The sequence below is a fragment of the Streptomyces sp. DH-12 genome (assembly GCF_002899455.1).
In the GTDB taxonomy this organism is placed as follows: domain Bacteria; phylum Actinomycetota; class Actinomycetes; order Streptomycetales; family Streptomycetaceae; genus Streptomyces.
Genome location: NZ_PPFB01000001.1, coordinates 6,765,737 through 6,791,514 on the forward strand (window position 1 = coordinate 6,765,737; position 25,778 = coordinate 6,791,514).

General features: G+C 74.0%; 30 protein-coding genes. 14 read left to right on the top strand and 16 right to left on the bottom strand.

Going from position 1 to position 25,778, the window contains the following annotated elements; all coding sequences use genetic code 11:
• A complete protein-coding gene (locus C1708_RS29680) occupies positions 1 to 486 on the bottom strand; it encodes a nucleoside deaminase (RefSeq protein ID WP_106415571.1) in 486 nt (161 codons plus the stop codon).
• Positions 487 to 572: 86 nt separating this feature from the next.
• Here C1708_RS29680 and C1708_RS29685 point away from each other — a divergent pair, with 86 nt between their 5' ends.
• Complete coding sequence (locus tag C1708_RS29685; protein ID WP_241911358.1) at positions 573 to 1,430, top strand: GNAT family N-acetyltransferase; 858 nt, start codon at positions 573 to 575, stop codon at positions 1,428 to 1,430.
• Between the two features lie 195 nt (positions 1,431 to 1,625).
• Here C1708_RS29685 and C1708_RS29690 read toward each other — a convergent pair whose 3' ends face one another.
• From C1708_RS29690 to C1708_RS29700, 3 genes are all read right to left on the bottom strand, one after another.
• On the bottom strand, positions 1,626 to 1,889 hold the full coding sequence (locus C1708_RS29690; RefSeq protein WP_106415572.1) for a GlsB/YeaQ/YmgE family stress response membrane protein: 264 nt from the start codon (positions 1,887 to 1,889) through the stop codon (positions 1,626 to 1,628).
• Between the two features lie 153 nt (positions 1,890 to 2,042).
• Complete coding sequence (locus C1708_RS29695; protein WP_106415573.1) at positions 2,043 to 2,492, bottom strand: SPW repeat protein; 450 nt, start codon at positions 2,490 to 2,492, stop codon at positions 2,043 to 2,045.
• 90 nt (positions 2,493 to 2,582) lie between these two features.
• Positions 2,583 to 2,810, bottom strand: coding sequence for a hypothetical protein (locus C1708_RS29700; protein WP_106415574.1), 228 nt, complete (start codon positions 2,808 to 2,810; stop codon positions 2,583 to 2,585).
• Positions 2,811 to 3,067: 257 nt separating this feature from the next.
• On the opposite strand from C1708_RS29700, the gene C1708_RS29705 reads away from it, so the two are divergent.
• The 4 genes from C1708_RS29705 to C1708_RS29720 all read left to right on the top strand — a co-directional run bounded on the left by C1708_RS29705 (position 3,068) and on the right by C1708_RS29720 (position 7,078).
• Positions 3,068 to 3,973 (top strand): glycoside hydrolase family 19 protein, encoded by a 906-nt coding sequence (locus tag C1708_RS29705; protein ID WP_106415575.1) that lies wholly within the window; start codon positions 3,068 to 3,070, stop codon positions 3,971 to 3,973.
• A 96-nt stretch (positions 3,974 to 4,069) separates the two neighbouring features.
• The gene (locus tag C1708_RS29710; RefSeq protein ID WP_106415576.1) at positions 4,070 to 5,449 is read left to right on the top strand and encodes a phosphoinositide-specific phospholipase C-related protein; all 1,380 of its coding nucleotides are present in this window, start codon (positions 4,070 to 4,072) and stop codon (positions 5,447 to 5,449) included.
• A 101-nt stretch (positions 5,450 to 5,550) separates the two neighbouring features.
• Complete coding sequence (locus C1708_RS29715; RefSeq protein WP_106415577.1) at positions 5,551 to 5,943, top strand: VOC family protein; 393 nt, start codon at positions 5,551 to 5,553, stop codon at positions 5,941 to 5,943.
• Positions 5,944 to 5,980: 37 nt separating this feature from the next.
• The gene (locus C1708_RS29720; protein ID WP_106415578.1) at positions 5,981 to 7,078 is read left to right on the top strand and encodes an adenosine deaminase; all 1,098 of its coding nucleotides are present in this window, start codon (positions 5,981 to 5,983) and stop codon (positions 7,076 to 7,078) included.
• On the opposite strand, the gene C1708_RS29725 is transcribed toward C1708_RS29720, so the two are convergent.
• Together C1708_RS29725 and C1708_RS29730 are read right to left on the bottom strand one after the other, a co-directional pair.
• A complete protein-coding gene (locus C1708_RS29725; protein WP_106415579.1) occupies positions 7,042 to 7,557 on the bottom strand; it encodes a mycothiol transferase in 516 nt (171 codons plus the stop codon). The genes C1708_RS29720 and C1708_RS29725 overlap by 37 nt on opposite strands.
• A 14-nt stretch (positions 7,558 to 7,571) precedes the next feature.
• Positions 7,572 to 8,468 (bottom strand): LysR family transcriptional regulator, encoded by an 897-nt coding sequence (locus tag C1708_RS29730; protein ID WP_106415580.1) that lies wholly within the window; start codon positions 8,466 to 8,468, stop codon positions 7,572 to 7,574.
• A 149-nt stretch (positions 8,469 to 8,617) separates the two neighbouring features.
• Between C1708_RS29730 and mgrA the strand changes: the two genes are divergently transcribed.
• A complete protein-coding gene (gene mgrA, locus C1708_RS29735; RefSeq protein ID WP_106415581.1) occupies positions 8,618 to 9,610 on the top strand; it encodes an L-glyceraldehyde 3-phosphate reductase in 993 nt (330 codons plus the stop codon).
• Between the two features lie 321 nt (positions 9,611 to 9,931).
• Positions 9,932 to 10,342, top strand: a complete 411-nt coding sequence (locus C1708_RS29740; RefSeq protein WP_106415582.1) for a hypothetical protein — start codon at positions 9,932 to 9,934, stop codon at positions 10,340 to 10,342.
• A gap of 14 nt (positions 10,343 to 10,356) precedes the next feature.
• Here the strand turns inward: C1708_RS29740 and C1708_RS29745 are convergent, their stop codons facing one another.
• Positions 10,357 to 11,616, bottom strand: a complete 1,260-nt coding sequence (locus C1708_RS29745) for a streptophobe family protein (protein WP_198602635.1) — start codon at positions 11,614 to 11,616, stop codon at positions 10,357 to 10,359.
• 315 nt (positions 11,617 to 11,931) lie between these two features.
• Here C1708_RS29745 and C1708_RS29750 point away from each other — a divergent pair, with 315 nt between their 5' ends.
• Positions 11,932 to 12,387 carry an ATP-binding protein gene (locus C1708_RS29750; RefSeq protein WP_106415583.1) on the top strand — a complete coding sequence of 152 codons (456 nt, stop codon included), beginning with the start codon at positions 11,932 to 11,934 and terminating at the stop codon, positions 12,385 to 12,387.
• A 91-nt stretch (positions 12,388 to 12,478) separates the two neighbouring features.
• Here C1708_RS29750 and C1708_RS29755 read toward each other — a convergent pair whose 3' ends face one another.
• Positions 12,479 to 13,366 (bottom strand): SigB/SigF/SigG family RNA polymerase sigma factor, encoded by an 888-nt coding sequence (locus tag C1708_RS29755; protein ID WP_106415584.1) that lies wholly within the window; start codon positions 13,364 to 13,366, stop codon positions 12,479 to 12,481.
• Positions 13,367 to 13,679: 313 nt separating this feature from the next.
• On the opposite strand from C1708_RS29755, the gene C1708_RS29760 reads away from it, so the two are divergent.
• Positions 13,680 to 14,084, top strand: a complete 405-nt coding sequence (locus C1708_RS29760; RefSeq protein WP_106415585.1) for a helix-turn-helix domain-containing protein — start codon at positions 13,680 to 13,682, stop codon at positions 14,082 to 14,084.
• A gap of 30 nt (positions 14,085 to 14,114) precedes the next feature.
• Here the strand turns inward: C1708_RS29760 and C1708_RS29765 are convergent, their stop codons facing one another.
• Both C1708_RS29765 and C1708_RS29770 read right to left on the bottom strand, forming a co-directional pair.
• Positions 14,115 to 14,717 (bottom strand): ClpP family protease, encoded by a 603-nt coding sequence (locus tag C1708_RS29765; protein WP_106415586.1) that lies wholly within the window; start codon positions 14,715 to 14,717, stop codon positions 14,115 to 14,117.
• Positions 14,717 to 15,370, bottom strand: coding sequence for an ATP-dependent Clp protease proteolytic subunit (locus C1708_RS29770; protein ID WP_106415587.1), 654 nt, complete (start codon positions 15,368 to 15,370; stop codon positions 14,717 to 14,719). The genes C1708_RS29765 and C1708_RS29770 overlap by 1 nt, the downstream gene beginning before the upstream one ends.
• Before the next feature lie 230 nt (positions 15,371 to 15,600).
• Here C1708_RS29770 and C1708_RS29775 point away from each other — a divergent pair, with 230 nt between their 5' ends.
• From C1708_RS29775 to C1708_RS29785, 3 genes are all read left to right on the top strand, one after another.
• Complete coding sequence (locus C1708_RS29775; protein WP_106415588.1) at positions 15,601 to 16,089, top strand: VOC family protein; 489 nt, start codon at positions 15,601 to 15,603, stop codon at positions 16,087 to 16,089.
• A 377-nt stretch (positions 16,090 to 16,466) separates the two neighbouring features.
• Positions 16,467 to 17,174: a ribonuclease H family protein gene (locus C1708_RS29780; protein ID WP_106416544.1), complete on the top strand. Its 708-nt coding sequence runs from the start codon at positions 16,467 to 16,469 to the stop codon at positions 17,172 to 17,174.
• A gap of 58 nt (positions 17,175 to 17,232) precedes the next feature.
• The gene (locus tag C1708_RS29785; RefSeq protein ID WP_106415589.1) at positions 17,233 to 18,216 is read left to right on the top strand and encodes an aldo/keto reductase; all 984 of its coding nucleotides are present in this window, start codon (positions 17,233 to 17,235) and stop codon (positions 18,214 to 18,216) included.
• A gap of 48 nt (positions 18,217 to 18,264) precedes the next feature.
• Here C1708_RS29785 and C1708_RS29790 read toward each other — a convergent pair whose 3' ends face one another.
• Positions 18,265 to 18,606 carry a hypothetical protein gene (locus tag C1708_RS29790; RefSeq protein ID WP_106415590.1) on the bottom strand — a complete coding sequence of 114 codons (342 nt, stop codon included), beginning with the start codon at positions 18,604 to 18,606 and terminating at the stop codon, positions 18,265 to 18,267.
• Positions 18,607 to 18,735: 129 nt separating this feature from the next.
• Here C1708_RS29790 and C1708_RS29795 point away from each other — a divergent pair, with 129 nt between their 5' ends.
• A complete protein-coding gene (locus C1708_RS29795) occupies positions 18,736 to 19,233 on the top strand; it encodes a DUF6328 family protein (protein ID WP_106415591.1) in 498 nt (165 codons plus the stop codon).
• Positions 19,234 to 19,255: 22 nt separating this feature from the next.
• Here the strand turns inward: C1708_RS29795 and C1708_RS29800 are convergent, their stop codons facing one another.
• The gene (locus C1708_RS29800; protein WP_106415592.1) at positions 19,256 to 19,681 is read right to left on the bottom strand and encodes an SsgA family sporulation/cell division regulator; all 426 of its coding nucleotides are present in this window, start codon (positions 19,679 to 19,681) and stop codon (positions 19,256 to 19,258) included.
• An 89-nt stretch (positions 19,682 to 19,770) separates the two neighbouring features.
• Positions 19,771 to 20,763, bottom strand: a complete 993-nt coding sequence (locus tag C1708_RS29805; RefSeq protein ID WP_106416545.1) for an LLM class F420-dependent oxidoreductase — start codon at positions 20,761 to 20,763, stop codon at positions 19,771 to 19,773.
• A gap of 72 nt (positions 20,764 to 20,835) precedes the next feature.
• Here C1708_RS29805 and C1708_RS29810 point away from each other — a divergent pair, with 72 nt between their 5' ends.
• Complete coding sequence (locus tag C1708_RS29810; RefSeq protein ID WP_106415593.1) at positions 20,836 to 22,278, top strand: serine hydrolase domain-containing protein; 1,443 nt, start codon at positions 20,836 to 20,838, stop codon at positions 22,276 to 22,278.
• Here C1708_RS29810 and C1708_RS29815 read toward each other — a convergent pair.
• The 3 genes from C1708_RS29815 to C1708_RS29825 all read right to left on the bottom strand — a co-directional run bounded on the left by C1708_RS29815 (position 22,275) and on the right by C1708_RS29825 (position 25,726).
• Positions 22,275 to 23,885 carry a serine/threonine protein kinase gene (locus tag C1708_RS29815; RefSeq protein WP_198602636.1) on the bottom strand — a complete coding sequence of 537 codons (1,611 nt, stop codon included), beginning with the start codon at positions 23,883 to 23,885 and terminating at the stop codon, positions 22,275 to 22,277. The genes C1708_RS29810 and C1708_RS29815 overlap by 4 nt on opposite strands.
• Positions 23,886 to 24,007: 122 nt before the next feature.
• Positions 24,008 to 24,967 (bottom strand): threonine/serine dehydratase family protein, encoded by a 960-nt coding sequence (locus tag C1708_RS29820; protein WP_106415594.1) that lies wholly within the window; start codon positions 24,965 to 24,967, stop codon positions 24,008 to 24,010.
• An 81-nt stretch (positions 24,968 to 25,048) separates the two neighbouring features.
• A complete protein-coding gene (locus tag C1708_RS29825) occupies positions 25,049 to 25,726 on the bottom strand; it encodes an AIM24 family protein (RefSeq protein ID WP_106415595.1) in 678 nt (225 codons plus the stop codon).
• Between the last annotated feature and the right edge of the window lie 52 nt (positions 25,727 to 25,778).

Consider the following 25,778-nt stretch of genomic DNA (forward strand, 5'->3'; position numbering starts at 1 on the left):
TCAGTCGCTTCGCCGATGGAACCGCCGGTGCAACGCCGCGATGTCCCCGGTCAGTTCAGGCACCGGCCCCTCCACGGCCACACCCGGGGCGATCGCGGAGACCGGCAGGGTCCGCACGGGCGGCTCGGGCACGCCCAGCTCCGCCAGCCAGGCCGCCAGCTGCTCGGACGAGGCGACGTACACGATGCGTCCCAGGCCCACCCAGGCGTGGGCGGCGGCGCACATCGGGCAGTGCTCCCCGGAGGTGTAGACGGTGGCGGCCGCTCGTTCCCCGGGCGTCATGTGCGCCGCCGCCCAGCGCGCCAGCTCGAACTCCGGGTGCCGGGTGCGGTCACCGGACGCCACCCGGTTGTGGTCCTCGGCGAGCACCGTGCCGTCCCCGGACACCAGCACCGAGCCGAACGGCTCGTCGCCCGCCTCCAGCGCCTCGGCGGCCAGTTCCACGCAGCGCCGCAGATACGGCAGTTCGTCGTCCCGCACAGCCATGGTCCCGTCCCGTCTCCTCCGGCGGCTCGATCGCGAGCCACCCTAATCCCGTTGCTTCCGTGACCGGCGGCTGATGCACTCCTGGCATGCATGCCGCCACCACACCGGCCCTGCTCGCCCTCTACGACCGCGAGATACGACAGGGAGCCCGTCCCGAAGGCCCCGACGACCACGTCGAACGCGTCGGCCGGGTGGTGCGCCGCACCGCCCCCGCGCACGGCTGGAACGGCGTCGTCTGGTCCGGGCTCGCCTCGCCCGGCGAGGCGGACGCGGCGATCGCGGAGCAGATCGCGCACTACACGGCTCACGGCCTCGCCTTCGAGTGGAAGCTGTACGCCCACGACACCCCGGCGGACCTCGGCCGGCGACTCACCGCGGCCGGGTTCACCCGGGAGCCCGACGAGACGCTCATGGCGGCGGAGACCGGCGGGCTGTCCCTGAACGTGGACGTGCCCGACGGCATCCGGGTCGTACCGGTCACCGACCGGACCGGTGTCGACCGGGTGGCCGAGGTGCACGAACGGGCCTTCGGCGACGACGCGTCCCGCCTGCGCCGCCGGCTCCTCGACGCGCTGACCGCCACCCCGGACGAGGTCGTCGCCGTCCTCGCCCTGGCCGGCGAGGAACCGGTGAGCGCGGCCCGCCTGGAACTGACCCCCGGCACGACGTTCGCCGGGCTGTGGGGCGGCGGCACCGTACCGGAGTGGCGGGGCCGCGGCGTCTACCGCGCCCTGGTCGCCCACCGCGCCCGCGTCGCCGCCGCCCGCGGCCGCCGCCACCTCCACGTCGACGCCTCGTCGCAGAGCCGCCCCATCCTGCGGCGCCTGGGCTTCACGGCCCTGACGGTCACGACGCCGTACGTGTACGAGCCCGCCCCCGGGCCGGGGCACGGGCGGGGAGGACACGGCCCGGGTCCGGCTCCGCACCGGCGTGACCGCCGGTAGGGGCCGCTCGACGCGGGGCCGGATCGAGGGGCCGTGACGGCCGGCTCCGGGCCGACAGGAGTGGGACCGCGCGGATGCCGGCGGAACCGGCCGCACGGCCGTGCATCGCCGCACATGCGGGAGCGGTGGCCGTCCCGCCGGGCGTGCAGACCACGGCCCGCGGGACGGCCACCGCTCGCACGGAGGCGCCGCGCCTCAGCGGCCGGCCTTCGTGCGGTCCAGGGCGGCCACGCCCACCGCCGCGAGGCCGATCTGGATCAGCCACTCCACCCAGTCCACCCCCTTGGTGTCCGCCACCCCGAACGCCGCCGCGAGGGCCGAGCCGATGAGGGCGGCGACGATGCCGACGAGGATCGTCCACAGCACCCCGATGCGCTGGCGGCCCGGGACGACCAGTCGGCCCAGGACGCCGATGACGATGCCGATGACGAGGGCACTGATGATGCCGTCGATCTCCATGTCTCCCCTTTCCGTGTCCTCCGCTGAGGTGCGTCTGCCCGCTGCCCGCGGCGGCAGTCGTCGAAGGCGCCGGGCGACGCGGCACACGCGCGGAGAAGGGGCCGGTCCGCGGGGCGCGCGGACCGGCCGGGGGTGAGGGAGTCCTCGTGGGCTCTACGACCGCGACGACTTGGAAGCGGCCCTGGCCGCGGTGGCGGCGCAGGCGGTGCCCAGGATCACGGTGAGGGCGCCGATGATGAGGTTGTTCCAGATCACTCCGGCGTCGGGGTCGGTGCCCACCACCCATGGCGAGATGATCATCCAGATGCCCAGCGCGCACATGGCTCCGCTGAGGCCGTACATGCGCGAGGGGGCCGCCGTGAAGCCGAGGGCGAGCAGGCCGATCGCGATGCCGACGATCAGGTTGTGCGCCACGAGCGACGGCTGGCTCGTCGTGTAGTGGAGGACCCACGGGGACACCGCGCAGTAGAGGCCGAGCAGGAACACCGGCCCGTCCACGAAGGCCACGTCACGGCTGCCGAGGACACGCTCGTACCGTGCGCGCATCTCGGGTGCGTCCGGATGACTGGAGAGATCACCGCGCTGGTGTGAGACGTTGGCCATAGTCCTCTCCTTCGACTAGCAGGCCTGACCGCGTCTGGGTGCGGTATGCGGGAAGCGCCGCGTATATCCCATTGTGCGCTTATTTCCCCTTTATGTGTAGTCGGACGCCGCTCCCTCGCCGTGCCTGGTCGCCGACGCGGGAGCAGGCGGGAACGCCGCTCCATTCTTCAGGACGGTGTGGTCCGCGAGGGTCCGCGCACGCGGACCGGAGCCGGCCTCGCGGGGCAGCGGCGGGATCCCGTGGCCGCCGAGGAGCCGGATGCCCTTGCCGGGGCGGACCGGGCCGCCGGACGGCGTGCCGGGCCGCTGGATGATCATGGCGCCCCGGTCGGCGGCGCGAGGGCGGGCCGCCGCATCCCGCGGCCGCGCGTCCGAACGGTGCGTGGGCGTGTGCGCGCCAATCTGACTGGTCTGGACCCTTGACTGGTACAGACCAAAGCGCTTGAGTGTGCTCCACACCCCCCACCACGGCCGCGCCCACGCCGTGACCGGCCCCGCCGGCGCGTGCGGGCGAGGTCTCGCCCCGGCATGTCCTCGTCCCGGGAGCGGCCGTGTTCCGCGAAGGAGTTGATCCCTTGTCGAGACGTCGTATCGCCGCCGTGACCGCTGCCCTCGTCCTCGCCGGCAGCGCGCCCCTGCTGCTCCCCGCCGCGACCACGACCGCCTCGGCCGCCACCGCGGCCGCGTGTTCCAGCTACCCCGCCTGGGTCGCCGGACAGTGGTACGAGGCGGGCGCGATCGTCCGCTACACCGACGGCAAGGCGTACGTGGCCGAACACGCCAACCCGGGCTACGACCCCACCATCAGCACCTGGTACTGGGAGCCGTACGCCTGTGACAACGGGCCCGGGACGCCCGTCGGGAACTTCGTCGTGACCGAGGCGCAGTTCAACCGGATGTTCCCGAACCGGAACCCCTTCTACACGTACAGCGGCCTCACCGCCGCGCTCAGCGCCTATCCCGGCTTCGCCAACACCGGCAGCGACACGGTGAAGAAGCAGGAGGCCGCCGCGTTCCTCGCCAACGTCAGTCACGAGACCGGCGGCCTGGTGCACGTCGTGGAGCAGAACCAGGCCAACTACCCGCACTACTGCGACTGGAGCCAGCCGTACGGCTGCCCGGCCGGCCAGGCCGCCTACTACGGGCGTGGGCCCATCCAGCTGAGCTGGAACTTCAACTACAAGGCGGCGGGCGACGCGCTGGGCATCGACCTGCTCAACAACCCCTGGCTGGTGCAGAACGACGCGGCCGTCGCCTGGAAGACCGCCCTCTGGTACTGGAACACCCAGAGGGGGCCGGGCAGCATGACCCCGCACGCGGCCATGGTCAACGGGGCTGGATTCGGCCAGACGATCCGCAGCATCAACGGCTCCCTGGAGTGCGACGGGAGGAACCCGGCGCAGGTGCAGAGCCGGGTGACGAAGTACCAGCAGTTCACCGAGATCCTCGGGACGACTCCCGGCGGCAACCTGTACTGCTGACGCCGGCGGCCGGGCGTGATGTCATGCACCTGACCGTTCTCCGGGGCGCGGCACGCCCCGGGGAACGGTCCGCCCCCTCCGGACGAAGGGAACCGCATGCGCACCCCCCACGCCCTGCTCGCCACCGCCGTCACGACCGCCGCGCTCGCCGCGGCGGTCGCGGCGCCCGCGCCCGCGGCGGGCGCCGACACCGTGCCGCCGCCCGGCACGTACTACGTCCAGAGCGCCGTCACCGGCCTCAACGCCGCCGACGCCTCCGGGACGGTCGAACAGCATCGGCCGCGCGGGAACGAGGACCGCCAGCAGTGGTCCCTGCGCCCCGACGGCGCCGGACACCTGCTGGAGAGCACCGACAGCCCCGGCGTCTGTCTCGGACGGGCCGGCGACCGGGCCCGCACCGTGTCCTGCGGAGCCGCCGAGGCGCGCTGGCGGCTCGCCCCGCTCGGCGCCGACCGGTACGCGCTCGCCGCACCCGGCACCGGCGGGCGGCTCACCGTCGCCCCGAAACCCGCCGGAGCCACTCACCCCGCGCCGCTGTCGGTCGGGGGCGGTGACGGCGACCTCGCGTCCTGGTACCTCACCCCGGTCGACACGCCCGGCGGCCCCGTGCCGCCGCGGGAGCGGCGCACCCTGGACCAGGTCACGTTCCTCACCGCGCACAACGCCTACGCGAACGGCGTCGACGGTGGTTTCGCCCCGCCCCTCATCGACCTCTTCCCCAACCAGAACCGTGGCGTCCAACAGCAACTCGCCGACGGCGTACGCGGGTTCATGCTGGACATCCACCAGACGCCGGACGGCGCCGTCCTCTGTCACAACAGCTGCACCCTGGTGCGCAGACCCGTCGCCCTGTGGGTGGACCTCCAGCGGATCACCGACTTCCTGCGCGCCCACCCCGAGGAGTTCGTCACCGTCTTCCTCGAGGACTACGTCGAGCCGGGCGTCCTGCGCGCCGAACTGGACCGGGTGCGGGGTCTGCCGGACGTGCTCTACCGCCCCGACCGCACCGGGGTGCGCGAGCACGGCTGGCCCACGATGGGCGAACTGGCCGCCGCCGGACACCGGTTGCTGATCTTCACCGACCACAGCAAGGAGGCGGACCGGTCGGCCGGGCTGACGCGGGACAGCTTCGGTGTGATGTACCAGCGGGAGTGGACCGTCGAGAACCACTGGTCCATGGGGCCGGGCGTGGGCGCCTCCGACTGGTCCTGCCACAGCCGCTGGTACGACGCGGACACCACGATCCCGCTGACCCGCACCGAGCCCGGCTTCCGGCCCCTCTTCGTCATGAACCACTTCCGGGACGCCGCCGTCGCCTCCACGGCCGCCACCGACAACGCCAAGCTCGCCGACCGCGCCCGCCGGTTCTGCCAGCCGGCCGCCCGCAAGAAGCCCACCTACCTCGCCGTCGACCGCTACGACCTGGGGAACCCCGCGGCCGCCGTCGCCGCGCTGAACACCTACGCCTATCCGTGAGGCGTCACGTCGGCCCGCCCCGGACCGGGCGCCGGGGCGGGACTGGCGCATACGGCAGTTTTACGTATAACCTCTTCGGTCAACCCCTGCGAGAGGTGACGATGAGACGCATCGCCCTGGTCACCCTCGTCGTCCACGACTACGACGAGGCGATCCGCTTCTACACCGAGGCCCTCGGCTTCCGGCTCGTCGAGGACGCGCCCCGGCCGGACGGCGGCCGCTGGGTCGTCGTCGAGCCCGGCGCCGGGCACACCGGCGCCGCGCTGCTGCTGGCCCGCGCCGCGGGGGAGGAGCAGCGGGCCCGGGTGGGCGACCAGACCGGCGGACGCGTGGGCTTCTTCCTGCACACCGACGACTTCGCCCGCGACCACGCCCGCATGACCGCCGCCGGGGTGACCTTCCTGGAGGAGCCGCGCCACGAGCCGTACGGCTCGGTCGCCGTCTTCCAGGACCTGTACGGCAACCGCTGGGACCTGCTCCGGCCCGCCGTCTGATCCACCACGCCGAACCACACGCGAGGAACCGCCAGCCATGTCATCTACGCGCATAGACGCCGACACGATCCGCCGCCTCCCCAAGGCGGTCCTGCACGACCACCTCGACGGCGGCCTGCGCCCGGCCACGGTCGTGGAGCTGGCCGAGACCGTCGGCCACCCGCTGCCCACCACCGACCCGGACGAGCTCGCCGCCTGGTACGTGGAGGCCGCGAACTCCGGCGACCTGGTCCGCTACATCGCCACCTTCGAGCACACCCTGGCCGTGATGCAGACCCGCGAGGGCCTGCTGCGCACCGCCGAGGAGTACGTCCTCGACCTCGCCGCCGACGGGGTCGTCTACGGCGAGGTGCGCTACGCCCCCGAGCTGAACACCCGGGGCGGGCTGACCATGCGCGAGGTCGTGGAGACCGTCCAGGAGGGTCTGGCCGCCGGCATGGCCAAGGCGGCCGCCGCCGGCACGCCCGTCCGGGTCGGCACGCTGCTGTGCGGCATGCGGATGTTCGACCGGGTCCGCGAGGCCGCCGACCTGGCCGTCGCCTTCCGGGACGCCGGGGTCGTCGGCTTCGACATCGCCGGCGCCGAGGACGGCTTCCCGCCCGCCGACCACCTCGCCGCCTTCGAGCACCTGCGCCGCGAGAGCGTGCCGTTCACCATCCACGCCGGCGAGGCCCACGGACTGCCCAGCATCCACCAGGCCCTCCAGGTGTGCGGCGCCCAGCGCATCGGGCACGGCGTGCGCCTCACCGAGGACATCCCGGACCTCGGGGGCGGCAAGCTCGGCCGGCTCGCCTCCTGGGTCCGCGACCGCCGCATCGCCCTGGAGATGTGCCCCACCTCCAACCTCCAGACCGGCGCCGCGACCTCGATCGCCGAGCACCCGATCACCCCGCTGAAGGACCTCGGCTTCCGCGTCACCGTCAACACCGACAACCGCCTGGTCTCCGGCACCACCATGACCCGGGAGATGACCCTGCTGGTCGAGCAGGCCGGCTGGACGGCCGAGGACCTGCGCACGGTCACCCTGAACGCGGTCAAGAGCGCGTTCCTGCCGTACGACGAGCGCGTCGCGCTGATCCGGGACGTCGTCCTGCCGGGTTACGAAGCGGCGCTCTGCAGCAGCCCGCGGGCGTAGGCGGCCTGTCCGACGTGCTGGAGGTCGTCGGACAGGACGCTGACCAGCCGCACGCCCAGGGTGACCGGCGGGTCCCAGTTCTCGTCGACGACGCGTCGCAGGTCCTTGGCGGTGAGCGTCCGCAGGGCGCCCAGGGTCTGCTCGTGCACGGCGTCGTGATAGCCGGTCAGCAGGTCGGCCGACTCGACGCGGACCTCGGCGACCTGCGCCGGGGTGTGCCCGAACCCGGTCGCGCCGCGCGGCAGGCCGAGCCCGAACCGCTCCTCCCAGCCGTCGGCCGGCCACACCTGCTCCAGCCCGAAGGCGTCCGCCACGTGGTCGTCCTGGATCCGGGTGAGGTGCCACACCAGCCACGCGATGCTGTTGGCGTCCGGCGCGGGCCGGGCGGCGAGCTCGTCGGGGCCGAGGCCCTCGACGGCGGCGTGCACCTCTTCCCGGACGCGGCCGAAGCCGTCGATGAGGATGTCCTTGGCATGCATGGCTCCAGACTCGCTCACCTTCCGGCGTCACGCGTCCCGGTGTCCAGCAGCTCCATCAGCGCCCGCGCCGCCGGGCTGGTCGCGCGCGGCGACGGCACCAGCGCCACCGTCTCGTACGCCGCCTCGCCGGTGTCCTTGAGCGGCAGCGCGGTGAGCGACGGGCGCTTGTGCCGGAAGTGCCGCGGCACCACCGCCACGCCCAGGTTCTCGTCGACCAGGTCGAGCAGGCTGTGCACGTCGTTCACCTCCAGCGCCACCGTGCGCCGCACGTCCGCGACCGCGAAGGCCGCATCGGTGGCGCGGCGCGGGCCCCAGTCGGGGTGGAAGTCGACGAACACCTCGCCGGCCAGCTCCTGCGGGGTGACCGGCGCCCCGGCGCGGGCGAGCCGGTGACCGGGGTGGCACAGCACGGTCATCGGCTCGCCGGTCAGCGGCACGGCGCGCAGCTGGTCCGGGTCCGCGTCGGTGCGGTAGGCGAAGGCGAGGTCCAGCCGCCCGGCCGCGACCTCCTCGGCGAGCGCGGCCGAGCCCCACTGCCGCAGCCGTATCTCCACGTCCGGGTGGCGCCGTCGGAACGCGGCGAGCAGCCCGGCCACGTTCACCCCGGCGATGCACTGCTCCGTCCCCACCGCGAGGGTGCCGCGCAGCACGCCCTGCACCGCGGCCACCGCCTCGTGCGCGGCCCGCACCTGTGCCAGGATGCGTTCGGCCTCCGCGAGCAGCGCCCGCCCCGCCTCGGTGAGCGTCACCCTGCGGGTGGTCCGCACGAACAGCGGTGTCTGCAGCTCGCGCTCCAGCGCCCGGACGGACGCCGACAGGCCCGACTGGGAGACCATCAGCCGTTCCGCCGCACGGGTGAAGTGCCGGTCCTCGGCGACGGCCACGAAATGCTGGAGATGGCGCAGTTCCATGATTGAGAAGCGTAGCCGCACAATTCCATCGGATTCTTCTGTTGGACCGCTCCCCGCAGGTCACGACAGAGTGGACGGGCGGTTCGACGAACCGCCGAGACGAACGCAAGACGAACGCCAAGACGTGGGACAACCCCTCTGGAGTCGCGTTGTACACCGCACACCCCGACCGTTACGCGGACATGCCCTACCGCCGCGCCGGACGCAGCGGCCTGAAGCTGCCCGCGCTCTCGCTCGGCCTCTGGCACAACTTCGGTCCCGACCGCCCGGCCGAGACCCAGCGGGCCATCCTGCGCCGCGCCTTCGACCTGGGCGTCACGCACTTCGACCTCGCCAACAACTACGGCCCGCCGCCCGGGGCCGCCGAGTCCGTCCTCGGTGAGGCGCTGAAGACCGACTTCGCGCGGTACCGCGACGAGCTGGTGATCTCCACCAAGGCCGGCTACCTGATGTGGCCCGGCCCGTACGGTGAATGGGGCTCGCGCAAGTACCTGCTGTCCTCGCTGGACCAGAGCCTGAGCCGGATGGGCCTGGACCACGTCGACATCTTCTACTCGCACCGCTTCGACCCGGACACCCCGCTCGAGGAGACGATGGGCGCCCTGCACTCGGCGGTGCAGCAGGGCAAGGCGCTGTACGTCGGCGTCTCCAACTACGACGCCGAGCAGACCCGGGAGGCCGCCCGCATCCTCGGCGAGCTGGGCACCCCGCTGCTGATCAACCAGCCGCGCTACTCGATGCTGGACCGCCGCCCGGAGGACGAGGGCCTGATGGACGCCCTGGACGAGCTCCAGGTCGGCTCCATCGCCTACTCCCCGCTGGAGCAGGGCCTGCTGACCTCCCGCTACCTGGACGGCATCCCCGAGGACTCCCGGGCCGCGAGCGACAGCCCCTTCCTGAACACCGACGCCCTCACCGAGGAGCTGGTGGGCCGGCTCCGCGCGCTGGCCGACATCGCGTCCGCCCGCGGCCAGAGCCTCGCGCAGATGGCCCTGTCCTGGGTGCTGCGCGGCGGCCGCCTCACCTCCGCGCTGGTCGGCGCGAGCAGCCCGCAGCAGCTGGAGGACAGCGTCGCCGCCACCCGCGACCTCGACTTCTCCGACGAGGAGCTGACGCGCATCGACGCGATCGTCAGGCAGTGACCGCAGGTCACCGGCCGCCGTCCCCCGCGCGGGGCCGGCGGCCGGGCCACGGCCGTCCCGGCCCGTGCGTCCCTCCCCACGGGTCCGGCGGCACACCGGTCACCTCGGGCGATGTGCGCACCCGCGTCGTTTCGGCCAGGAAACGCCTTGCATATGCCAGGAGACTGGCCGGAAACATATGGTGACAGTGTTTCAGCGGTGAACATACTCGACACGAGAGCGCTTCACACCGCGCGACGGCGCCCTCACGCACAGCACGCGAGCCACGGAGCGGGCAGCCGGCCCGGAACCGGCGGGCGAGCACGCAGCGGGGGAGGGAACGTGCACGACGAATTCCTGTGCCACGTCACGGCGTACGGGGTCTGCGACGGCCGGCGTATCGGGGTGCCCCTGGGCACCTACCGGGCGCCGACCCTCGCCCTCGCCCTGTGGTGGCTGCGTGACCGTGCCCTGTGGATCGCCGAGCGCCTCGACCCGCAGCCCGAGGCCGAGCACTTACCCTCGGGCGCGCTCGTCCCCGTCCCCGACGGCGTGCCCGATGTCCCCACCGTGCTGCGCACCTGGTGCGGTGACGTCGAGCGGCAGGAACAGGTGGCCGAGACGCTCGCCGCCGGACGCATGGTGCGGGTCGCCACCGGCGACGACACCACGGAGTACGAACTCCTCGCCGAATCGGTGGACGCCCTGCGGATGCAGCGCGCCGCCCGCGTCCTCGGCGTCCCGGTCGCCTGAGACCGGACCGTCCCTCAGCGCTTCCGCCGCCCGGCCCCCCGCACCGCCCACGCCCCCGCGAAGCCCGCGACCAGGCCCCACAGCAGGGCCAGCCCCGACGCGCCCCACAGCCGCGGCTCCAGCAGCACCTGCCCGGACAGGCCTTCGCCGAGGTCGCCGATGCCGAGCACCGACAGGCCGATCCTCGCGGAGACGCGGGCCGTCGAGCCGATCGTGAGCACCGCGAGGGCCAGCGCCACCGCCAGCCGCACGGCGTGCTGCCAGGGCGGCACCCCCGCGGGCGAGGCGGCCGCCATGAAGCAGGCCGCGCCCGCCACCAGGACCGCGGCGGCCACCAGCAGCCACCACCAGCGGCCGCCGTCGTGCTCCACGAGCGAGCCCAGGTTCAGCTCGGAGACGTCCGGGGTGCGCAGCACCTCGTCCAGCACCCGCGGCATGGGCAGCCCGAACGGCCCCTCCACCCTGCCCTCCCAGGTCGCCCCCAGCCCGATGGTCAGCGCCGGCCAGGCCACGTTGGGCAGCCCCAGCAGGATCACCGCGAACGTCTCGGCCGGACGCCCCCGGGCGGCGGCCGCCACCAGCGCGACGACGAACGCGACGGCCACGGAGGCGAGCAGCAGCCCCACCACCGCGCGTGCCGCGGGCCGCGCCCCCGCCCGGAACCGCGCCAGCTCGGGCGGCAGCGGCGCACCGCGCGACACCAGCAGCGCCACCACCAGCACGCCCGCCAGCCACACCAGGCCGGTCAGCACGGTCGGCAGCACGTCCGCGGCGAAACCCGCCACCGGCCGCACCCCGAACAGTTCGCCCAGGTCGCCGAGCAGGTCGTCCCCGAGGGGGACCTCGAAGGTGCGCCGGGCGGCCAGCGCCAGACCGAGGACCGCCGGCAGCCACAGCACGGCGACCCGCGCCGCCCACCCCGCCGGCCCGGGTGCGCCCACCGCCGTGCGGCGGCGCAGCGGACGCAGGAAGCACCAGCCGAGCACCAGCGCCCCGGTCAGGGTGACGGACAGCGGGATCACCGTCAGGCCGCCCTCCGCGCCGGCCAGATCGCCGGCGTCCCCGGAGAGCCGTACCGTGCCGCCCACGGCGAGCACCAGGACGGCGGCGAGCACCGGACCGAAGGCGCCCTCCGGGAGGCCGGCCGCTCCGGCCGCCCAGAGCCCCAGCGCCGCCACCACGCCCATCGCGGCCAGTGAGCCGGCCACCGTGACCAGGGCGGGCACCCAGCCGTGGAACGGGGACCGCGGAGGAGAGGGGGAGTGTGCGCTCACGTGTGCACGCTAAGCAGCGCCTGTCCCGGCCGCCCGCCGGGAGGTCCGTCCGCGCGGGTCGCCGCCCCCGGCGGACCCGCGTGTGCGCCGCCCCGGCGTTCCGTGGCCGCCGCCCAGCGTCACCGCGGGCAGGGCGGTCAGGCTCCGTACGTACGGCTGTCGGTCCGTGCACGGCGCCCCCCTGCGCGCCGGTCAGGTATAACGGTTTCCCCGACGGGGAAATCGAACACCGATCAGCAGGACTGCCCCGGCCGACTCGGGGTACCAGGACCGGTGCGCATCGTCCGGCCGACCCGGCGTCGCAGAGGGAAACGCATGACCTATCGCTTGGACGGGGTAGTGATACCGACTGGTTTCGACGTGCCCGTGGAACCGCTGCGGCGGGCGGCACACTTCACCGGCGAGCAGGGCTGCATCGCCGAGGCGCGGCACTTCGCCGCGCAGTTCCTCGAGCAGCTGAGGACCGAGTGGTGCGCCACGGTCGACGCCAAGGCGGAGGGCGCCGTGCTCCTGGTGGTGAGCGAACTGGTCACCAACGCCGACCGGCACAGCGACGGGCCGTACATCCTGGAGCTGGAGGGCACGGACACCACGCTCACGGTGGCCGTCTACGACAGCAACGGCGCCCTGCCCCGCGTCTTCCCGCGCGACCCGCAGCGGATCGGACGGCACGGACTGGAGATCGTGCGCGCGCTGGCGCGGGACGTCGGTGTGGAGCGCGTACCGGTCGGCAAACGCGTTCGCGCGGTGATCGACCTCACCGGCGGCTGAACGGCACTGCCCCTTTCTCCCTCGCTCCTCGCGACAGCGCCCCTGGGCCGGCTCAGGACCGTCAGGGGCGCCTTCGGCGTGCCGTGGGGCGTCAGGCGCAGCCCAGCTCACCGAGCATGCCGGTCCGCAGCCGGGTGATGATCCGCTTGATCAGACGCGAGACGTGCATCTGCGAGCAGCCCAGCCGCTCGCCGATCTCCGCCTGCGTGGCCTCCTCGACGAACCGCATGTGAAGGATCTCGCGGTCGCGGTCGCTCAGCTCCGCCATCAGCGGGGCCAGCGCGTGGAAGTCCTCCACCAGGGCCAGCCGCTCCTCCTCGACGCCGATGAAGTCGGCGAGGACGGCCTCGCCGTTCTCCGGGCCGTCCCCGGTGAGCGCGGCGTCCAGCGAGGAGGAGTTGTAGCCGTTCGCGGCGATCTGCCCCTCGACGACCTGCTGCTCGGTGATGTTCATCAGGGTCGCCAGCTCGGCGACGGTGGGCTCGCGGTCCAGCCGGCTCGACAGCTCCTCGCGGGCCTTCGCCAGCTCCACGCGCAGCTCCTGCAGCCGGCGCGGCACGTGCACGGCCCAGGTGGTGTCACGGAAGAAGCGCTTGATCTCGCCCACGATGTACGGCAGCGCGAAGGAGGTGAACTCGACCTCGCGGGACAGCTCGAACCGGTCGATGGCCTTGATCAGGCCGATCATGCCGGTCTGCACGATGTCGTCCATGTCGTCGCCGCGGCCGCGGAACCGCCCGGCCGCGAAGCGCACGAGGGACATGTTCATCTCGATGAGCGTGTTGCGCGCGTACTGGTACTCGTGGGTGCCTTCCTCCAGCTCCTCCAGACGCCGGAAGAACTGCCGGGAGAGCGCGCGTGCGTCGCGGGGCGCGACGGCGCGCGGGTCACCGGGGCCGCGAAGGTCCTCGCCCTCGGTGCCGGCGCTGGTGTGCCCGTCCACGGTCCGCTCCTGCGACCGGATCACGGCGGTCCTCATTGCCCACTCCCCACGAACGTCATGGCTGCCACGAGACCGGGACTTCCGGGTACCCCGGGCCCGCGGACCTATGCCCGTCGATTTTCTCCGCGACCGGAAAGCACCGGGCCGCTCGGGGAGACGCGGTGCGCACCGGCCGTCACGCCTGTCGTCCGATGGTACGGCGGCCGGTGCGGCACGGCACCACCGGGGTGGAGGAATGTCCTCCGCTTTTCGGTCCCCGTTCGGCGGGACGGCACCGTGCCGGACGCGCTTCACTCAGGGCGGAATCCCGCTCCCTTGCCCCCGGGAGCGGGATTCCTAGGCTGAGGACGTGACCGATCACGCGCCGAACGATGCCCGCGTCCTTCCCCCGCGACCCGGCCCGGCCGCCTCCGGCCCGCCGGGCGCCCCGCCCGCCGCGCCCAGGGAGCCGCTGTGGCGGCACCTCGTCGGCGACGTGCTGCGCGCCGAGCGGCAGGCCCAGGAGCGGACCCTCAAGGACGTCGCCGAGGCGGCCCGGATCTCCATGCCGTACCTGTCGGAGGTGGAGCGCGGCCGCAAGGAAGCCTCCTCGGAGGTGCTCGCGGCCGCCGCCGGGGCGCTCGGCCTGGGCCTCGGCGACCTGCTCGCCCGTACGCACGCGGAACTGGTCCGGGTCACGGCACGCCGGTCCGCCGTCCGCACCCGCTCCGTGCGGAACGGCTCCGCGCGCGACGGGCTCTGCCTGGCCGCCTGAGCGGGAGGTGCCGCACGGCCCGGCGGCCGCTCAGACGAGGGCCGGCCGCCGGGTCAGCACCTCGTCGGCCAGGCCGTACGCCACGGCCTCCCGCGCGGTGAACACCTTGTCGCGGTCCATGTCCGCCCGCAGGGTCGCCACGTCGTGGTGCGTGTGCCGGGCCAGCACCTCCTCGACCTGCGCGCGGATCCGCGTCATCTCCTTCGCGCGCAGCGCCAGGTCGGACGCCGTCCCCCGCATTCCGCCGGCGGCCGGCTGGCCGAGCAGCACCCGCGCGTGCTCCAGCACGAACCGCCGCCCCGGGTCCCCGCCGGCCAGCAGCACGGCCGCCGTGGACGCCGCCTGCCCCACGCAGAACGTGGAGACCGGGGCCCGCACGAACGTCATGGTGTCGTAGATCGCCATGAGCGAGGTGTACGAGCCGCCGGGGGAGTTGAGGTAGACCGCGATCTCGCTCTCCGGGGCCTCCGACTCCAGGTGCAGCAGCTGCGCGACGACCACGTTGGCGACGCCGTCGTCGATCTCCGTGCCCAGGAAGACGATCCGCTCGGCCAGCAGCCTGCTGAACACGTCGTAGGACCGCTCGCCGCGCGCGGTGCGCTCGACGACGTTCGGAATCGTGTACGTCCCCATCACCGCAGTCCCATCCTGGGTCGTGAGGCCGCCGGGCGGACGTCGTCCAGCGAGTCCAGCACCCGGTCGACCATTCCGTACGCACGGGCCTGTTCGGCCGTGAACCAGCGGTCCCGGTCGCCGTCCCGGGAGATGGTCTCCGGGGTCTGGCCGGTGTGCTCGGCGGTGATCCGCTCGATGGTCCGCTTGGTGAACTCCAGGTTCTCCGCCTGGATCTCGATGTCGGCGGCGGTCCCGCCGAGGCCGCCCGAGGGCTGGTGCATCATGATGCGCGCGTTCGGCAGGGCGTAGCGCTTGCCGGGCGTGCCGACGCAGAGCAGGAACTGCCCCATGCTGGCCGCGAAGCCCATGGCCAGGGTGGAGACGTCGTTGGGGATCAGCCGCATCGTGTCGTAGACGGCCAGCCCCGCGTGGACCGAACCGCCGGGGCTGTTGATGTACAGGCTGATGTCGGTGCGCGGGTCCTCGGCGGACAGGAGCAGCAACTGCGCGCACACGCGGTTCGCGGACACCTCGTCGACCTGCGTGCCGAGCAGCACGATCCGCTGGGCGAGCAGCTGGGCGGCGAGGTGGTCGTCGAAGCGGCTCGGCGGGGTGTCGCCGTCCTCCGCCCGGGGAGGGGCCGGCCGCGGGCCGGCGGTGAGGGGTGACATGGACGCTCCCGTGATGGCTCGTCGGAACACGGCCGGACGGCCGCGTGCGTCCACTGTCGGCCCGCCGCGCCCGCCGCCGGGGGAATCTCTGCCCGCGGCAGATCCGCCCAGGGCGGAGCGGATCCGGGCGGCCCGTGACGGCCGATGCGCGCACCGATGAGTTTCGCCGGCGCGGACGGTCTGCACCGGTGACCGCGTATCCACGCGGGGACCGCACCCGGGAGGTACTCATGGACACCGGCGGATTCACCACCTGCCTCTGGTTCGACGGCCGGGCCGAGGAGGCAGCGCAGTTCTACGTCTCCGTCTTCGGCGACTCAGAGCTCGGCGAGGTCGTCCGGAACACCGGCGCCACCCCCGGCGGTGAGGACGGCTCCGTCCTCACCGTGGAGTTCACGGCCAACGGGCAGAAGTTCGTCGCCCTGAACGGCGGGCCGGAGTTCCGCTTCACCGAGGCGATCTCCTTCCAGCTCGACTGCGACGACCAGGCGGAGATCGACCACTACTGGGAGAAGCTGGTCGAGGGCGGCGGCGAGCACGGCCCGTGCGGCTGGCTCAAGGACCGCTTCGGCGTCTCCTGGCAGGTCAACGCCAAGCGGCTGACGAAGATGATCGGCGACCCGGACCGGGAGAAGGCCGACCGGGCGTTCCGGGCCATGATGACGATGGGCAAGCTGGACCTCGCGGAGCTGGAGAAGGCGTACGCGGGCGAGGCGTGAGGACGGCCGGGGGCCGGGCACGCTCCCGGCACCCGGCCCCTCCGCCCACCCGTCGCGTCCCCGGGGGCACCTCCCCGTGGTGCCTCTTCGTCGCCGTCCGGGACGCCTCCGCCACCGCTGACCGCATCCGCGACCACGGCGGCGAACCGCTCATGGAGCCCGTGCGGGCGGCCGGCCACGGCACGGTGCGTCCCGCCCGCGACCCCGGCGGGGCGCTGCGCCTCGGGCCCGTGGACTCGCCGTTCGGGCGGTTCGCGGCGGTCGGCGGCCGGCGGGGCGCGGACTTCTCGGCCGTCGGCCTCACCGCCACGACGGGGGAGATGCCGAGGACCACCGCCCTCGACGGAGCGGAACCGGGTCACCCGCCCGGCCATGGCATGATCGGGCGCATGGGTGAACGTGTGGTGGCCGCGTGCGACGGGGCCTCGAAGGGAAACCCCGGGCCCGCCGGCTGGGCCTGGGTGGTCGCCGACGACTCCGGGACTCCGGACCGCTGGGAGGCCGGCGCCCTCGGCACCGCCACCAACAACGTCGCCGAACTCACCGCCCTGGAGCGGCTGCTGGCGGCCACCGACCCCACCGTGCCGCTCGAGGTGCGGATGGACTCGCAGTACGCCATGAAGGCCGTCACCACCTGGCTGCCCGGCTGGAAGCGCAACGGCTGGCGCACCGCGGCCGGCAAGCCGGTCGCCAACCAGGAGCTCGTGGTCCGCATCGACGGGCTGCTGCAGGACCGCCCGGTGGAGTTCCGCTACGTCCCCGCCCACCAGGTCGACGGCGACCGGCTCAACGACTTCGCCGACCGCGCCGCCAGCCAGGCGGCCTCCGCCCAGCAGGACGCCGGCAGCGCCCAGGGCTCCCCCGAGCCGCCGCCGTCCGCCCCGCGCCCGGCGGGCGGCACGGCCCGCCGGGCCTCCGGCGGGGCCAGGACGTCCCGGCGCCCCGGCGGATCCTCGGCGCGCACCATCAAGGCCAAGTTCCCCGGGCGCTGCCCGTGCGGACGGTCGTACGCGGCCGGCGAGCCCATCGCCAAGAACGACAAGGGCTGGGGCCACCCCGAGTGCCGGACGGCCCTGACCGCCTGAACGGCCCGGACGGGGAGCCGCCGGTCGCCCGTCCGGGACGGATGACACACTGACCGTCATGGAAGAGCGCACTTTCGACAGGTCGGGACAGCACGCCTCCGTGATCGGCCTCGGCACATGGCAGCTCGGCGCCGACTGGGGCGACGTCGACGACAAGGACGCCCTCGCGGTCCTGGAGGCCGCCGCCGAGTCGGGCGTCACCTTCTTCGACACCGCCGACGTCTACGGCGACGGGCGCAGCGAGCAGACCATCGCGTCGTTCCTCAGCGGACGGCCGGACCTGCACGTGCTGGTCGCCACCAAGATGGGCCGCCGCGTCGACCAGATCCCGGAGAACTACGTCCTGGACAACTTCCGCGCCTGGAACGACCGCTCCCGGCGCAACCTGGGCGTCGACCGCATCGACCTGGTGCAGCTGCACTGCCCGCCCACCCCCGTCTACTCCACCGACGAGGTCTTCGACGCCCTCGACACCCTCGTCGAGGAGGAGCGCATCGCCGCCTACGGCGTCAGCGTGGAGACCTGCGCCGAGGCGCTGACCGCCCTCACGCGCCCCCACGTGGCCAGCGTGCAGATCATCCTCAACCCGTTCCGCATGAAGCCGCTGCGCGAGGTGCTCCCGGCCGCACGCGAGGCCGGCGTCGGCATCATCGCCCGCGTCCCGCTCGCCTCGGGCCTGCTGTCCGGCAAGTACACCAAGGACACCGTCTTCGCGGAGAACGACCACCGCACCTTCAACCGGCACGGCGAGGCCTTCGATCAGGGCGAGACCTTCTCCGGCGTGGACTACGCGACCGGTGTCGAGGCCGCCGCCGAGTTCGCCGCGCTGGCCCCCGAGGGGTACACCCCGGCCCAGCTCGCGCTGCGCTGGATCGTCCAGCAGCCCGGCGTCACCACCGTCATCCCGGGCGCCCGCTCGCCCGAGCAGGCCCGCGCCAACGCGGCCGCCGCCCGACTGCCGGAGCTGTCCGACGCCACCCTCACCGCGATCGCCGACCTGTACGACCGGCGGATCCGGGAACAGGTGGAGGGCCGCTGGTAACGGAGCGGCGGGCCTCCCCGGAGGGGCGGGAGGCGCGGGAACGGCCGGTCAGGACTCGAGGAGAAGCTGCCGCTCCTGCTCCTGGTCGCCGGCGGCGGCGCCCTGGTCGCGGGTCGTGAAGGACCGCGACAGCGCGTCGCTCGCCCGGAGCACCGCCTCCGGGGTGCCCTGCACGGTGACGGTCACCGGCTCCGACAGGGGCCGCGTGTCCGTCCGCCCCGCGCCCGTGCCCCGGCCCTCACCGCCGAACGTCGCGATGCGGACGGTGGCGTCCGTGTCCGAGGGCCGCTCCTGCGGCGGCCCGAAGGCGCCCTCCAGCGCCCCGACGACCGCCCGGGCGTCCTCGGCGTCCCCGCCGCTGAGTGTCACGGTGAGCTGGGTGTCCGACATGTGTCCCACTTTCCTCCGGCCTGGTCGTGTCGCCGACCGTGTAACCGTGCCCCGCGCCCGCCAAACCGGCGGGGGGAGGAGGGTCCCTTTTCGGGGAAACCGGAGGGGGAGACGACCGAAGGAGGCAGCGTGCCGGACGCGGAGCGGGGCGAGACCAGACGCCGGGGGCGGAACGAGACCGAGGACGAGAGAGCGGACCGGATGTGGACCGAGCTCATCCAGGAGGTCCGCGTCGCCCAGATGGGCGTGCAGATCCTGTTCGGCTTCCTTCTGACGGTCGTGTTCACCCCGACCTACGAGGACCTGTCCGGCACCGACAAGACCATCTACATCGTCACGGTGGTGATGGGCGCCTGCGCGACCGGGGCGCTGATCGGACCGGTGTCGCTGCACCGGCTCGTCAGCGGACGGCGCATCAAGCCCGAGGCGGTGCAGTGGGCTTCACGGCTCACCCTGCTGGGACTCGCGCTGCTGCTGGTCACCACCAGCTCCTCGCTGCTGCTCATCCTGCGGGTGGCCACCCACGACGACTTCGTGCCGTACCTGGTGGCCGGGGTGGTGTGCTGGTACCTGCTGTGCTGGTTCGCGCTGCCGATATGGGCCCGCCACCGCCACACCACACGCTGACCCGCGCGGGGCGGGTTCCCGTTCAGCTCCCGGCGAAGACGTCCGCGAGGAAGTCGTCCACGCGGACCTCCTCGCGGCCCGGCGGCACCATCCGGTGGGTCTGGGCCAGGAACTCCCCGACGGCCTCCGCCCAGGCGAACACCACCGCGTGGTGCCGGCCGCCGTCGGCGCGCGCCTCGCCCAGGAACTCCATGCGCAGCTCCCGCCCCACCCCGCGGGCCTCCGGACGCAGCCGCACGTCGCCGATGCCGACCGGGCGGGTCAGCCCGTCGGCGACCATCTCCCGGTCCAGCTGCCAGCGCGCCAGCACCCGGCCGTCGAGGGTGAAGACGGCGGTCATGGCGAACGGGTCCGTCGGGTCGTAGCTGAGGTGGGCGAGGACGGGAAAGCGTTCCGTGTCGCCCGCCTGGAGCTCCACCACCAGGGTCTTGTGCACGAACGAGTTCACGAGGCGCCTCCGGGACGTAGCGACGAGCGGCGTAGAGCCCTCTAGTACCCCGGATCTCCGCGAGATGCTCAGCTCTCCGGGTGAATCCGTCACCGGCCGGGGACGGACGGACGGCCGAAGGCCTCCCGGAGCGCCGGCAGCAGCGTCTTCTCCGACCAGTCCAGATACGCCGGCTGCGACTCGCCGCCGATCTGCACCAGGGCGATCTCGGTGAACCCGGCCTCCGCGTACGGGCGTACCGCCTCGACGAAATCCTCCGGGTCGCTGCCGCACGGGATGGACGCGGCGACGTCGTCGGGCCGCACGAACTGGGTCGCCGACGCGAAGGAGTCCGGGTGCGGCAGCTCGGAGTTCACCTTCCAGCCGCTGCCGAACCAGCGGAACTGGGCGTGCGCCCGCTCCACCGCCGTGTCCCGGTCCGGGTCGTAGCTCACCGGCAGCTGGCCCACCCGCGGCTTGCCCTCGCCGCCGTGCCGGTCGAACGCCTCCAGCAGCTCCGGCTTCGGCTCGGTGGCGATCACCAGGTCCGCCAGGCGGCCCGCGAGGGCGCACGACCGCTTCCCGGAGACCGCGATCCCGATCGGCGGCGGCTGGTCCGGCAGGTCCCACAGCCGGGCCGACTCCACGTCGAAGTGCTCGCCCCGGTGGTTCACATGGCCGCCCTCGAACAGCGCGCGGATGATCTCCACCGCCTCCTCGAGCATCTGATGGCGCACGTCCACCGGCGGCCAGCCGCCGCCCACCACATGCTCGTTGAGGTTCTCGCCCGACCCCAGCCCCAGCCGGAACCGGCCGCCCGACAGCAGCTGCATCGTCGCCGCCTTCTGCGCCACCACCGCCGGGTGGTAGCGCATCGTCGGACACGTCACGTACGTCATCAGCGGGATCCGCGAGGTGGCCTGCGCGGCCGCGCCCAGCACGCTCCACGCGTACGGCGCATGGCCCTGCTCGGCCAGCCACGGGAAGTAGTGGTCCGAGGTCACCGAGAAGTCGAAGCCCGCCTCCTCGGCGCGCACCACGTGCTCGACGAGCTCACGCGGCCCGGCCTGCTCGGTCATCATCGTGTACCCGATTCGCACCATGACGTCCGGGTCCCCCACGGCGACCGGCGGAAACGGTGGATCACCCGCCCGTGACCCGGGCAGGATGCCCCCATGACCCAGCGCCCCCTTCCGACCGCCGCCCCCGCGACCCAGGGCGTCGACGCGTCCGGCGTCCACGCCTTCCTCGACGCCCTCGAGGCCGACCCGGACATCGAGCCGCACGGCCTGGTGATCGTGCGCCACGGCCGGACCGTGGCCTCCGGCTGGTGGGCGCCCTACACCCCCGCGCGCCCGCATCTGCTGTACTCGCTCAGCAAGAGCTTCACCTCGACCGCCGCCGGGCTCGCCGAGGCGGAGGGGCTGATCGACCTCGACGCCCCCGTGCTGTCGTACTTCCCGGAGATCGACGCCGACATCACCGACCCGCGCAGCCGGTCGATGCTGGTGCGCCACGTGGCGTCCATGGCCAGCGGGCACGACCACGAGACCGTCGACGAGGCGTTCGGCGCCGATCCGGCCGAACCGGTGCGCGGCTTCCTGCTCCAGCCGCCGCAGCACGACCCGGGCACCCTGTTCACCTACAACCAGCCCTGCACCTACACCCTCGGCGCGATCGTGCAGCGGGTCACCGGGCAGACCCTGGTCGACTATCTGCGGCCCCGGCTGTTCGACCCGCTGGGCATCGGCGAGGCGCTGTGGTCCCGGGACCGCGCCGGACGTGACATCGGCTTCGCCGGCCTGCACACCACCACCGACGCGATAGCCCGGCTCGGTCTGCTGTACCTGAACGACGGCGTCTGGCAGGGCGAGCGGCTGCTGCCCGAGGGCTGGGCCGGGCGCGCGACGCGCGCCCACATCGCCACCGCCGGGGCCATGGGCGCAGGCGACCGGCCCGACTGGGACCAGGGGTACGGCTACCAGTTCTGGCGGGGCAGGCACGGTTTCCGCGGCGACGGCGCCTACGGCCAGTTCTGCCTGGTGCTGCCCGAGCACGACGCGGTGATCGCCGCGACGTCGGCCACCGAGCGGATGCAGCGCTACCTCGAGCTGGTGTGGCAGCACCTGCTGCCCGCGTTCGGCCCCGCACCGCTGACCGGGCGGGACGCCGAGGACGCGGCCCTGCGCGAGCGCATGGAGCGCCTCGCCCTGCCGGCGACGGACGGCGCGCCCGCCCCGGCCGGGCGGACCGGCGACTGGTCGGGGGCCGTGTTCGCCCCGGAGGGCGGGCTCTGCGCCGAGCAGCCGAAGCTGACCGCCGCCGGGCTCACGGCGGACGACGACGGCGGCTGGACGCTGACCCTCGAGGAGGACGGCCACCGGCTGGCCGCCCGCTGGACCGGCGCGGACTGGACCGTCACCGAGGGAGCGGTGCCGGTGGCCGTCACCGGCGGCTGGACCGGCGCGGACACCCTCACGACGGACATCGCCTTCCTGGAGACCCCGCACCGGCTGCGCGTCACCTGCTCCCTCGTCGGCCGCACCTTCCGCGCGCACTGGCTCACCACCCCGCTGGTCCCCTGGCCCCTGCGCGCGCTGCGCGCCCCGCGCGGCTAGCCGCCCGCACCGGGCCGGAAGGTCCGCAGGACCGTGCGCAGCGCCTCCTGGTTGCCGGTGCTCGTCCAGCCGGCGGCCGGGGCGGTCCAGCGCAGCGAGAAGCCCCGTCCGCCGCCCAGCAGGAAGCCGCGGCCGAAGGTGCGCACACGGGTGCCGTCGTACGTGGTGGTCCACTGCATGTCGGCGGCCTCGCGGCCCTGGTACGTGGTCGCCCGGACGGCGCCGATCCGCTGGTAGGCGCCGGTGCGTTCGAGCCCCGGCTCCACCGTGTCCCGCCACACGGCGACCGGGTCCGGCCCCACGCGCTCACTGTAGGTGACGGCCAGGGTGCGCGGATCGTCGTCGGAGCCGAACGTGACGCGGTACGACAGCCGGGTGGCGCGCGAGGTCCGCTGCCGCTCCCAGCCCTCGGGCAGGACGACGGAGAAGCCCTCCGGCGCCCGGTGGGCGCGGTAACCGGGGGGCAGGGCGCCGGGGCCGGCCGGGGGCCGCGAGGCCGTGCCGGACGGGTCCGGCGAGGCGGTTCCGGGCGACGGCGGGACGCTCGGCGCCTTCCCGGCACCGGTCCCTCCGGCCGCCCCGGCCCCTTCCGCCGCCCCGGCCCCTGCGGCCGTCGCGGACGCCGACGCCGTGGGGCCGCCGTCGGCGCGGTCGTCGCCGGGCAGCCCCGTCGTGGCCGCGACCACGGCCGCCGCCGCCGTGACCACCGCGAGCGGCGCGCCGACGAGCACGCCCTTCCGCTTCCGCCCCCGCCGCGCCGGCCCGTATGCCTCCTCCGGCGCCGGACCCGCGTCGGGGGCGTCGCGCAGCACCCGGGTGAGCGCGTCCCGGACCGCCTGGCGGCTCGGGCGCTCCCGGGGCTCCTTGCGCAGCAGTCCCGTGACGACCCCGGTGAGCGGCCCGCACCGCACCGGCGGGCGCGGCGGCAGCCGGTCCACCCCGCGCAGGGTGGCCGCGACCCTGCCCCGGTCCCGGAACGGCGGGCGTCCCTCCAGCATCGTGCAGAGGATCGCCCCCAGCGCCCACAGGTCGGCGGCCGGGCCGACCCGCTCGTTCCGCGCCTGTTCCGGCGCCGCGTACGACGGGGCGGTGAGCCGGGGCGCCGACGTGGTGCCGGCCACCCCGTAGCCGGCGACGACCATCGGGCCGGTCTCGCGCAGGTAGAGCTGTCCGGGGCTCAGCTCGCCGTGGGTGACGGCCTCCGCGTGCGCCGCGTCCAGCACGTCGAGCAGGTCCAGGGCGAAGCGCGCCGCCCGCGCGGGCGCGAACGCGCCCTGCTGGAGGAGGACCTCGTCCAGCGGGGTGCCGTCGATCCAGGCGGTGACCGTCCACAGGCAGCCGCCCTCGACGACCGCGTCGACGACGCCGGCGATCCGGTCCGGGCAGAGCCGGGCCACGTTCTCGGTGGCCCGCAGGACACGGGAGGGCGCGCGGCGGACGCCCTCCGCGGCCTGTGCGGGCAGTTCGACCCGGGTGGCCAGGCACGGCCGTCCCGTCCGCAGGTCGTCGGCGTACCAGCTGACCCGGTTGGTCTCGCGGTGCGTGATCTCGACCAGCCGGTAGCGGCCGGCGACCGGCCGGCCGGTGGAGGCGTGCGCCCAGCCCATGGTGATCCCTCGTCGAACCGCTGACTTCGGTCCCCCCTGATACGCGGGGAAGGGGCCGGTGCGTTCAACGCCGGGCGCGACGTCTTTCGTGCGGCGCCGTACGCCGCCCTGCGCCGCCGGTCTCAGCGCAGGGAGAAGTGGTCCGTCCACGCCGCCATGTCGGCGGTGGTGGCGTTGCCGCCGCACACCACCAGCCCCAGGCGGGCGTCCTCGCCGACCCGTTCCAGGACCCGGCGGGCGGCCGGGAGCAGACAGCCCGCGGCCGGTTCCGCCCACACCTTGGCGTGGTCCGCCAGGTCCAGCGAGCCCCGCACCGCCTCCCGGTCCGGCACCACCAGCACCTCGGTGACCAGCTCCGCGACATGGTCGTACGTCAGCCGCGACACGGCCGGCGCGCTGAGGGTGGAGACGATCGACGTGAGCGCGACCGGCACCGGGCCGCCCGCCGCCAGCGCCTCGGACATCGCCTGCGCCCCCTCGGTCTCCACGCCCCACACCCGCACCCCGGGCCGCCGGGCGCGCAGGGCCGCCGCGACCCCGGAGATCAGGCCGCCACCGCCGATGCTGACCAGCACGTCGGTCAGCTCACCGGCGTCCTCGGCGAACTCCAGGCCCACGGTGCCCTGACCGGCGATCACCACCGGGTCGTCGAAGGGGTGGACCAGGGTCAGACCGTCCTGCCGCAGCTCGGCGGTGAGGGCGAACGCCCCGTCCATGTCGTCCGTCACCCGCACCGTGGCGCCCGACGCCCGCGCGATCTCCACGGCCCGCACGGGCGCCGAACGCGGCATCACCACGGTCGCCTTCACATCGAGCGCGGCGGCCGTCACCGCCAGCGCGATGCCGTGGTTGCCGCCGCTCACCGCGACCACCCCGGCGGCCCGCTCGGCCTCGCTCAACGCCAGCAGCTTCGCCGCCGCGCCGCGCACCTTGAACGACCCGGTGCGCTGCAGCAGTTCCAGCTTGACCGTCACCGGCACGCCGAGCAGTGCCGACAGTCCGGGGCTCGGCACGACCGGGGTGCGCACCACGTGCCCGGCGATCCGCTCGGCCGCGGTTTCGATGTCGGCGATCTCGATCACGACTGTCACCTCTCCGGCGCGGGGGGCGTGATCCGCGCCGTGCCCCAGCCTCACCCGGCGGGCGGCCGGGGTCAACGGGATTCAGTGCTGCTGCGCCTTGTGCGGCGGCGCCTCGCTCGGCCGGACCACGACGTGCCCCTGCCCCTGGAGCACCAGCTGCACGGCCTCGCCCGAGCCGCCGCGCAGCATCGAGCCCAGCGACTGCGAGCGGTGCAGCGAGGTGGACAGGCCCGCCGTCCAGCCGACGATCGCGTCGGTGTCCACGTACACCGGGCTCTGCGGGGTCACCGGGATCACCAGCGGGCTGCCCTCGCAGACCAGGCCCAGCCGGCCGTGCCCGGTGAAGACGCTGTTGAACAGGCCGCCGCCGGTGATGCCGGCGCCCTTCACGGTGGAGATGCGGTAGGACAGCGTGGCGTCGAAGCACAGCACGTTGCGGCCGTTGACGGTGAACTCGTCGCCGGGCTCCACCTCCACGAGGAAGCAGCTCTGCGCCTCGTGCGCGAACCAGGCCTCGCCCTGCCCGCGCACCGCCATCAGCGGCAGTCCCTCACCGGTCACCGCGCGCTTGAGCATCCCGCCCACGCCCTGGCCCTTGCGCTCGAACCGGAGGTCGCCGCGGTAGGCGACCATCGCGCCCTGGCGGGCGAGCATCTCGCCGTCGACGGTGTAGCGCAGGCACTTGGCGTTCTCCACCGTCATGCCCGGGGCCGTGGCCGGCCGCACCATGTGCTCACTGGAAAACAGATCACCCTTCATGGGGCCATCCTCGCCCGGCCTCAGCCGCCACCGCCAGGAGCGTGCCCGTACG

Bases quoted from the DNA above. Each gene is read 5' to 3' on its own strand.
- C1708_RS29680 (WP_106415571.1), bottom strand. From the start codon at position 486: ATGGCTGTGCGGGACGACGAACTGCCGTATCTGCGGCGCTGCGTGGAA.
- C1708_RS29765 (WP_106415586.1), bottom strand. From the start codon at position 14,717: ATGGGGACGTACACGATTCCGAACGTCGTCGAGCGCACCGCGCGCGGC.
- C1708_RS29810 (WP_106415593.1), top strand. From the start codon at position 20,836: ATGACCCAGCGCCCCCTTCCGACCGCCGCCCCCGCGACCCAGGGCGTC.
- C1708_RS29755 (WP_106415584.1), bottom strand. From the start codon at position 13,366: ATGAGGACCGCCGTGATCCGGTCGCAGGAGCGGACCGTGGACGGGCAC.
- C1708_RS29825 (WP_106415595.1), bottom strand. From the start codon at position 25,726: ATGAAGGGTGATCTGTTTTCCAGTGAGCACATGGTGCGGCCGGCCACG.
- C1708_RS29790 (WP_106415590.1), bottom strand. From the start codon at position 18,606: ATGTCGGACACCCAGCTCACCGTGACACTCAGCGGCGGGGACGCCGAG.
- C1708_RS29710 (WP_106415576.1), top strand. From the start codon at position 4,070: ATGCGCACCCCCCACGCCCTGCTCGCCACCGCCGTCACGACCGCCGCG.
- C1708_RS29805 (WP_106416545.1), bottom strand. From the start codon at position 20,763: ATGGTGCGAATCGGGTACACGATGATGACCGAGCAGGCCGGGCCGCGT.
- C1708_RS29750 (WP_106415583.1), top strand. From the start codon at position 11,932: ATGACCTATCGCTTGGACGGGGTAGTGATACCGACTGGTTTCGACGTG.
- C1708_RS29715 (WP_106415577.1), top strand. From the start codon at position 5,551: ATGAGACGCATCGCCCTGGTCACCCTCGTCGTCCACGACTACGACGAG.
- C1708_RS29770 (WP_106415587.1), bottom strand. From the start codon at position 15,370: ATGTCACCCCTCACCGCCGGCCCGCGGCCGGCCCCTCCCCGGGCGGAG.
- C1708_RS29700 (WP_106415574.1), bottom strand. From the start codon at position 2,810: ATGATCATCCAGCGGCCCGGCACGCCGTCCGGCGGCCCGGTCCGCCCC.
- C1708_RS29720 (WP_106415578.1), top strand. From the start codon at position 5,981: ATGTCATCTACGCGCATAGACGCCGACACGATCCGCCGCCTCCCCAAG.
- C1708_RS29725 (WP_106415579.1), bottom strand. From the start codon at position 7,557: ATGCATGCCAAGGACATCCTCATCGACGGCTTCGGCCGCGTCCGGGAA.
- C1708_RS29815 (WP_198602636.1), bottom strand. From the start codon at position 23,885: ATGGGCTGGGCGCACGCCTCCACCGGCCGGCCGGTCGCCGGCCGCTAC.
- C1708_RS29695 (WP_106415573.1), bottom strand. From the start codon at position 2,492: ATGGCCAACGTCTCACACCAGCGCGGTGATCTCTCCAGTCATCCGGAC.
- C1708_RS29690 (WP_106415572.1), bottom strand. From the start codon at position 1,889: ATGGAGATCGACGGCATCATCAGTGCCCTCGTCATCGGCATCGTCATC.
- C1708_RS29775 (WP_106415588.1), top strand. From the start codon at position 15,601: ATGGACACCGGCGGATTCACCACCTGCCTCTGGTTCGACGGCCGGGCC.
- C1708_RS29785 (WP_106415589.1), top strand. From the start codon at position 17,233: ATGGAAGAGCGCACTTTCGACAGGTCGGGACAGCACGCCTCCGTGATC.
- C1708_RS29685 (WP_241911358.1), top strand. From the start codon at position 573: ATGCATGCCGCCACCACACCGGCCCTGCTCGCCCTCTACGACCGCGAG.
- C1708_RS29730 (WP_106415580.1), bottom strand. From the start codon at position 8,468: ATGGAACTGCGCCATCTCCAGCATTTCGTGGCCGTCGCCGAGGACCGG.
- C1708_RS29780 (WP_106416544.1), top strand. From the start codon at position 16,467: ATGATCGGGCGCATGGGTGAACGTGTGGTGGCCGCGTGCGACGGGGCC.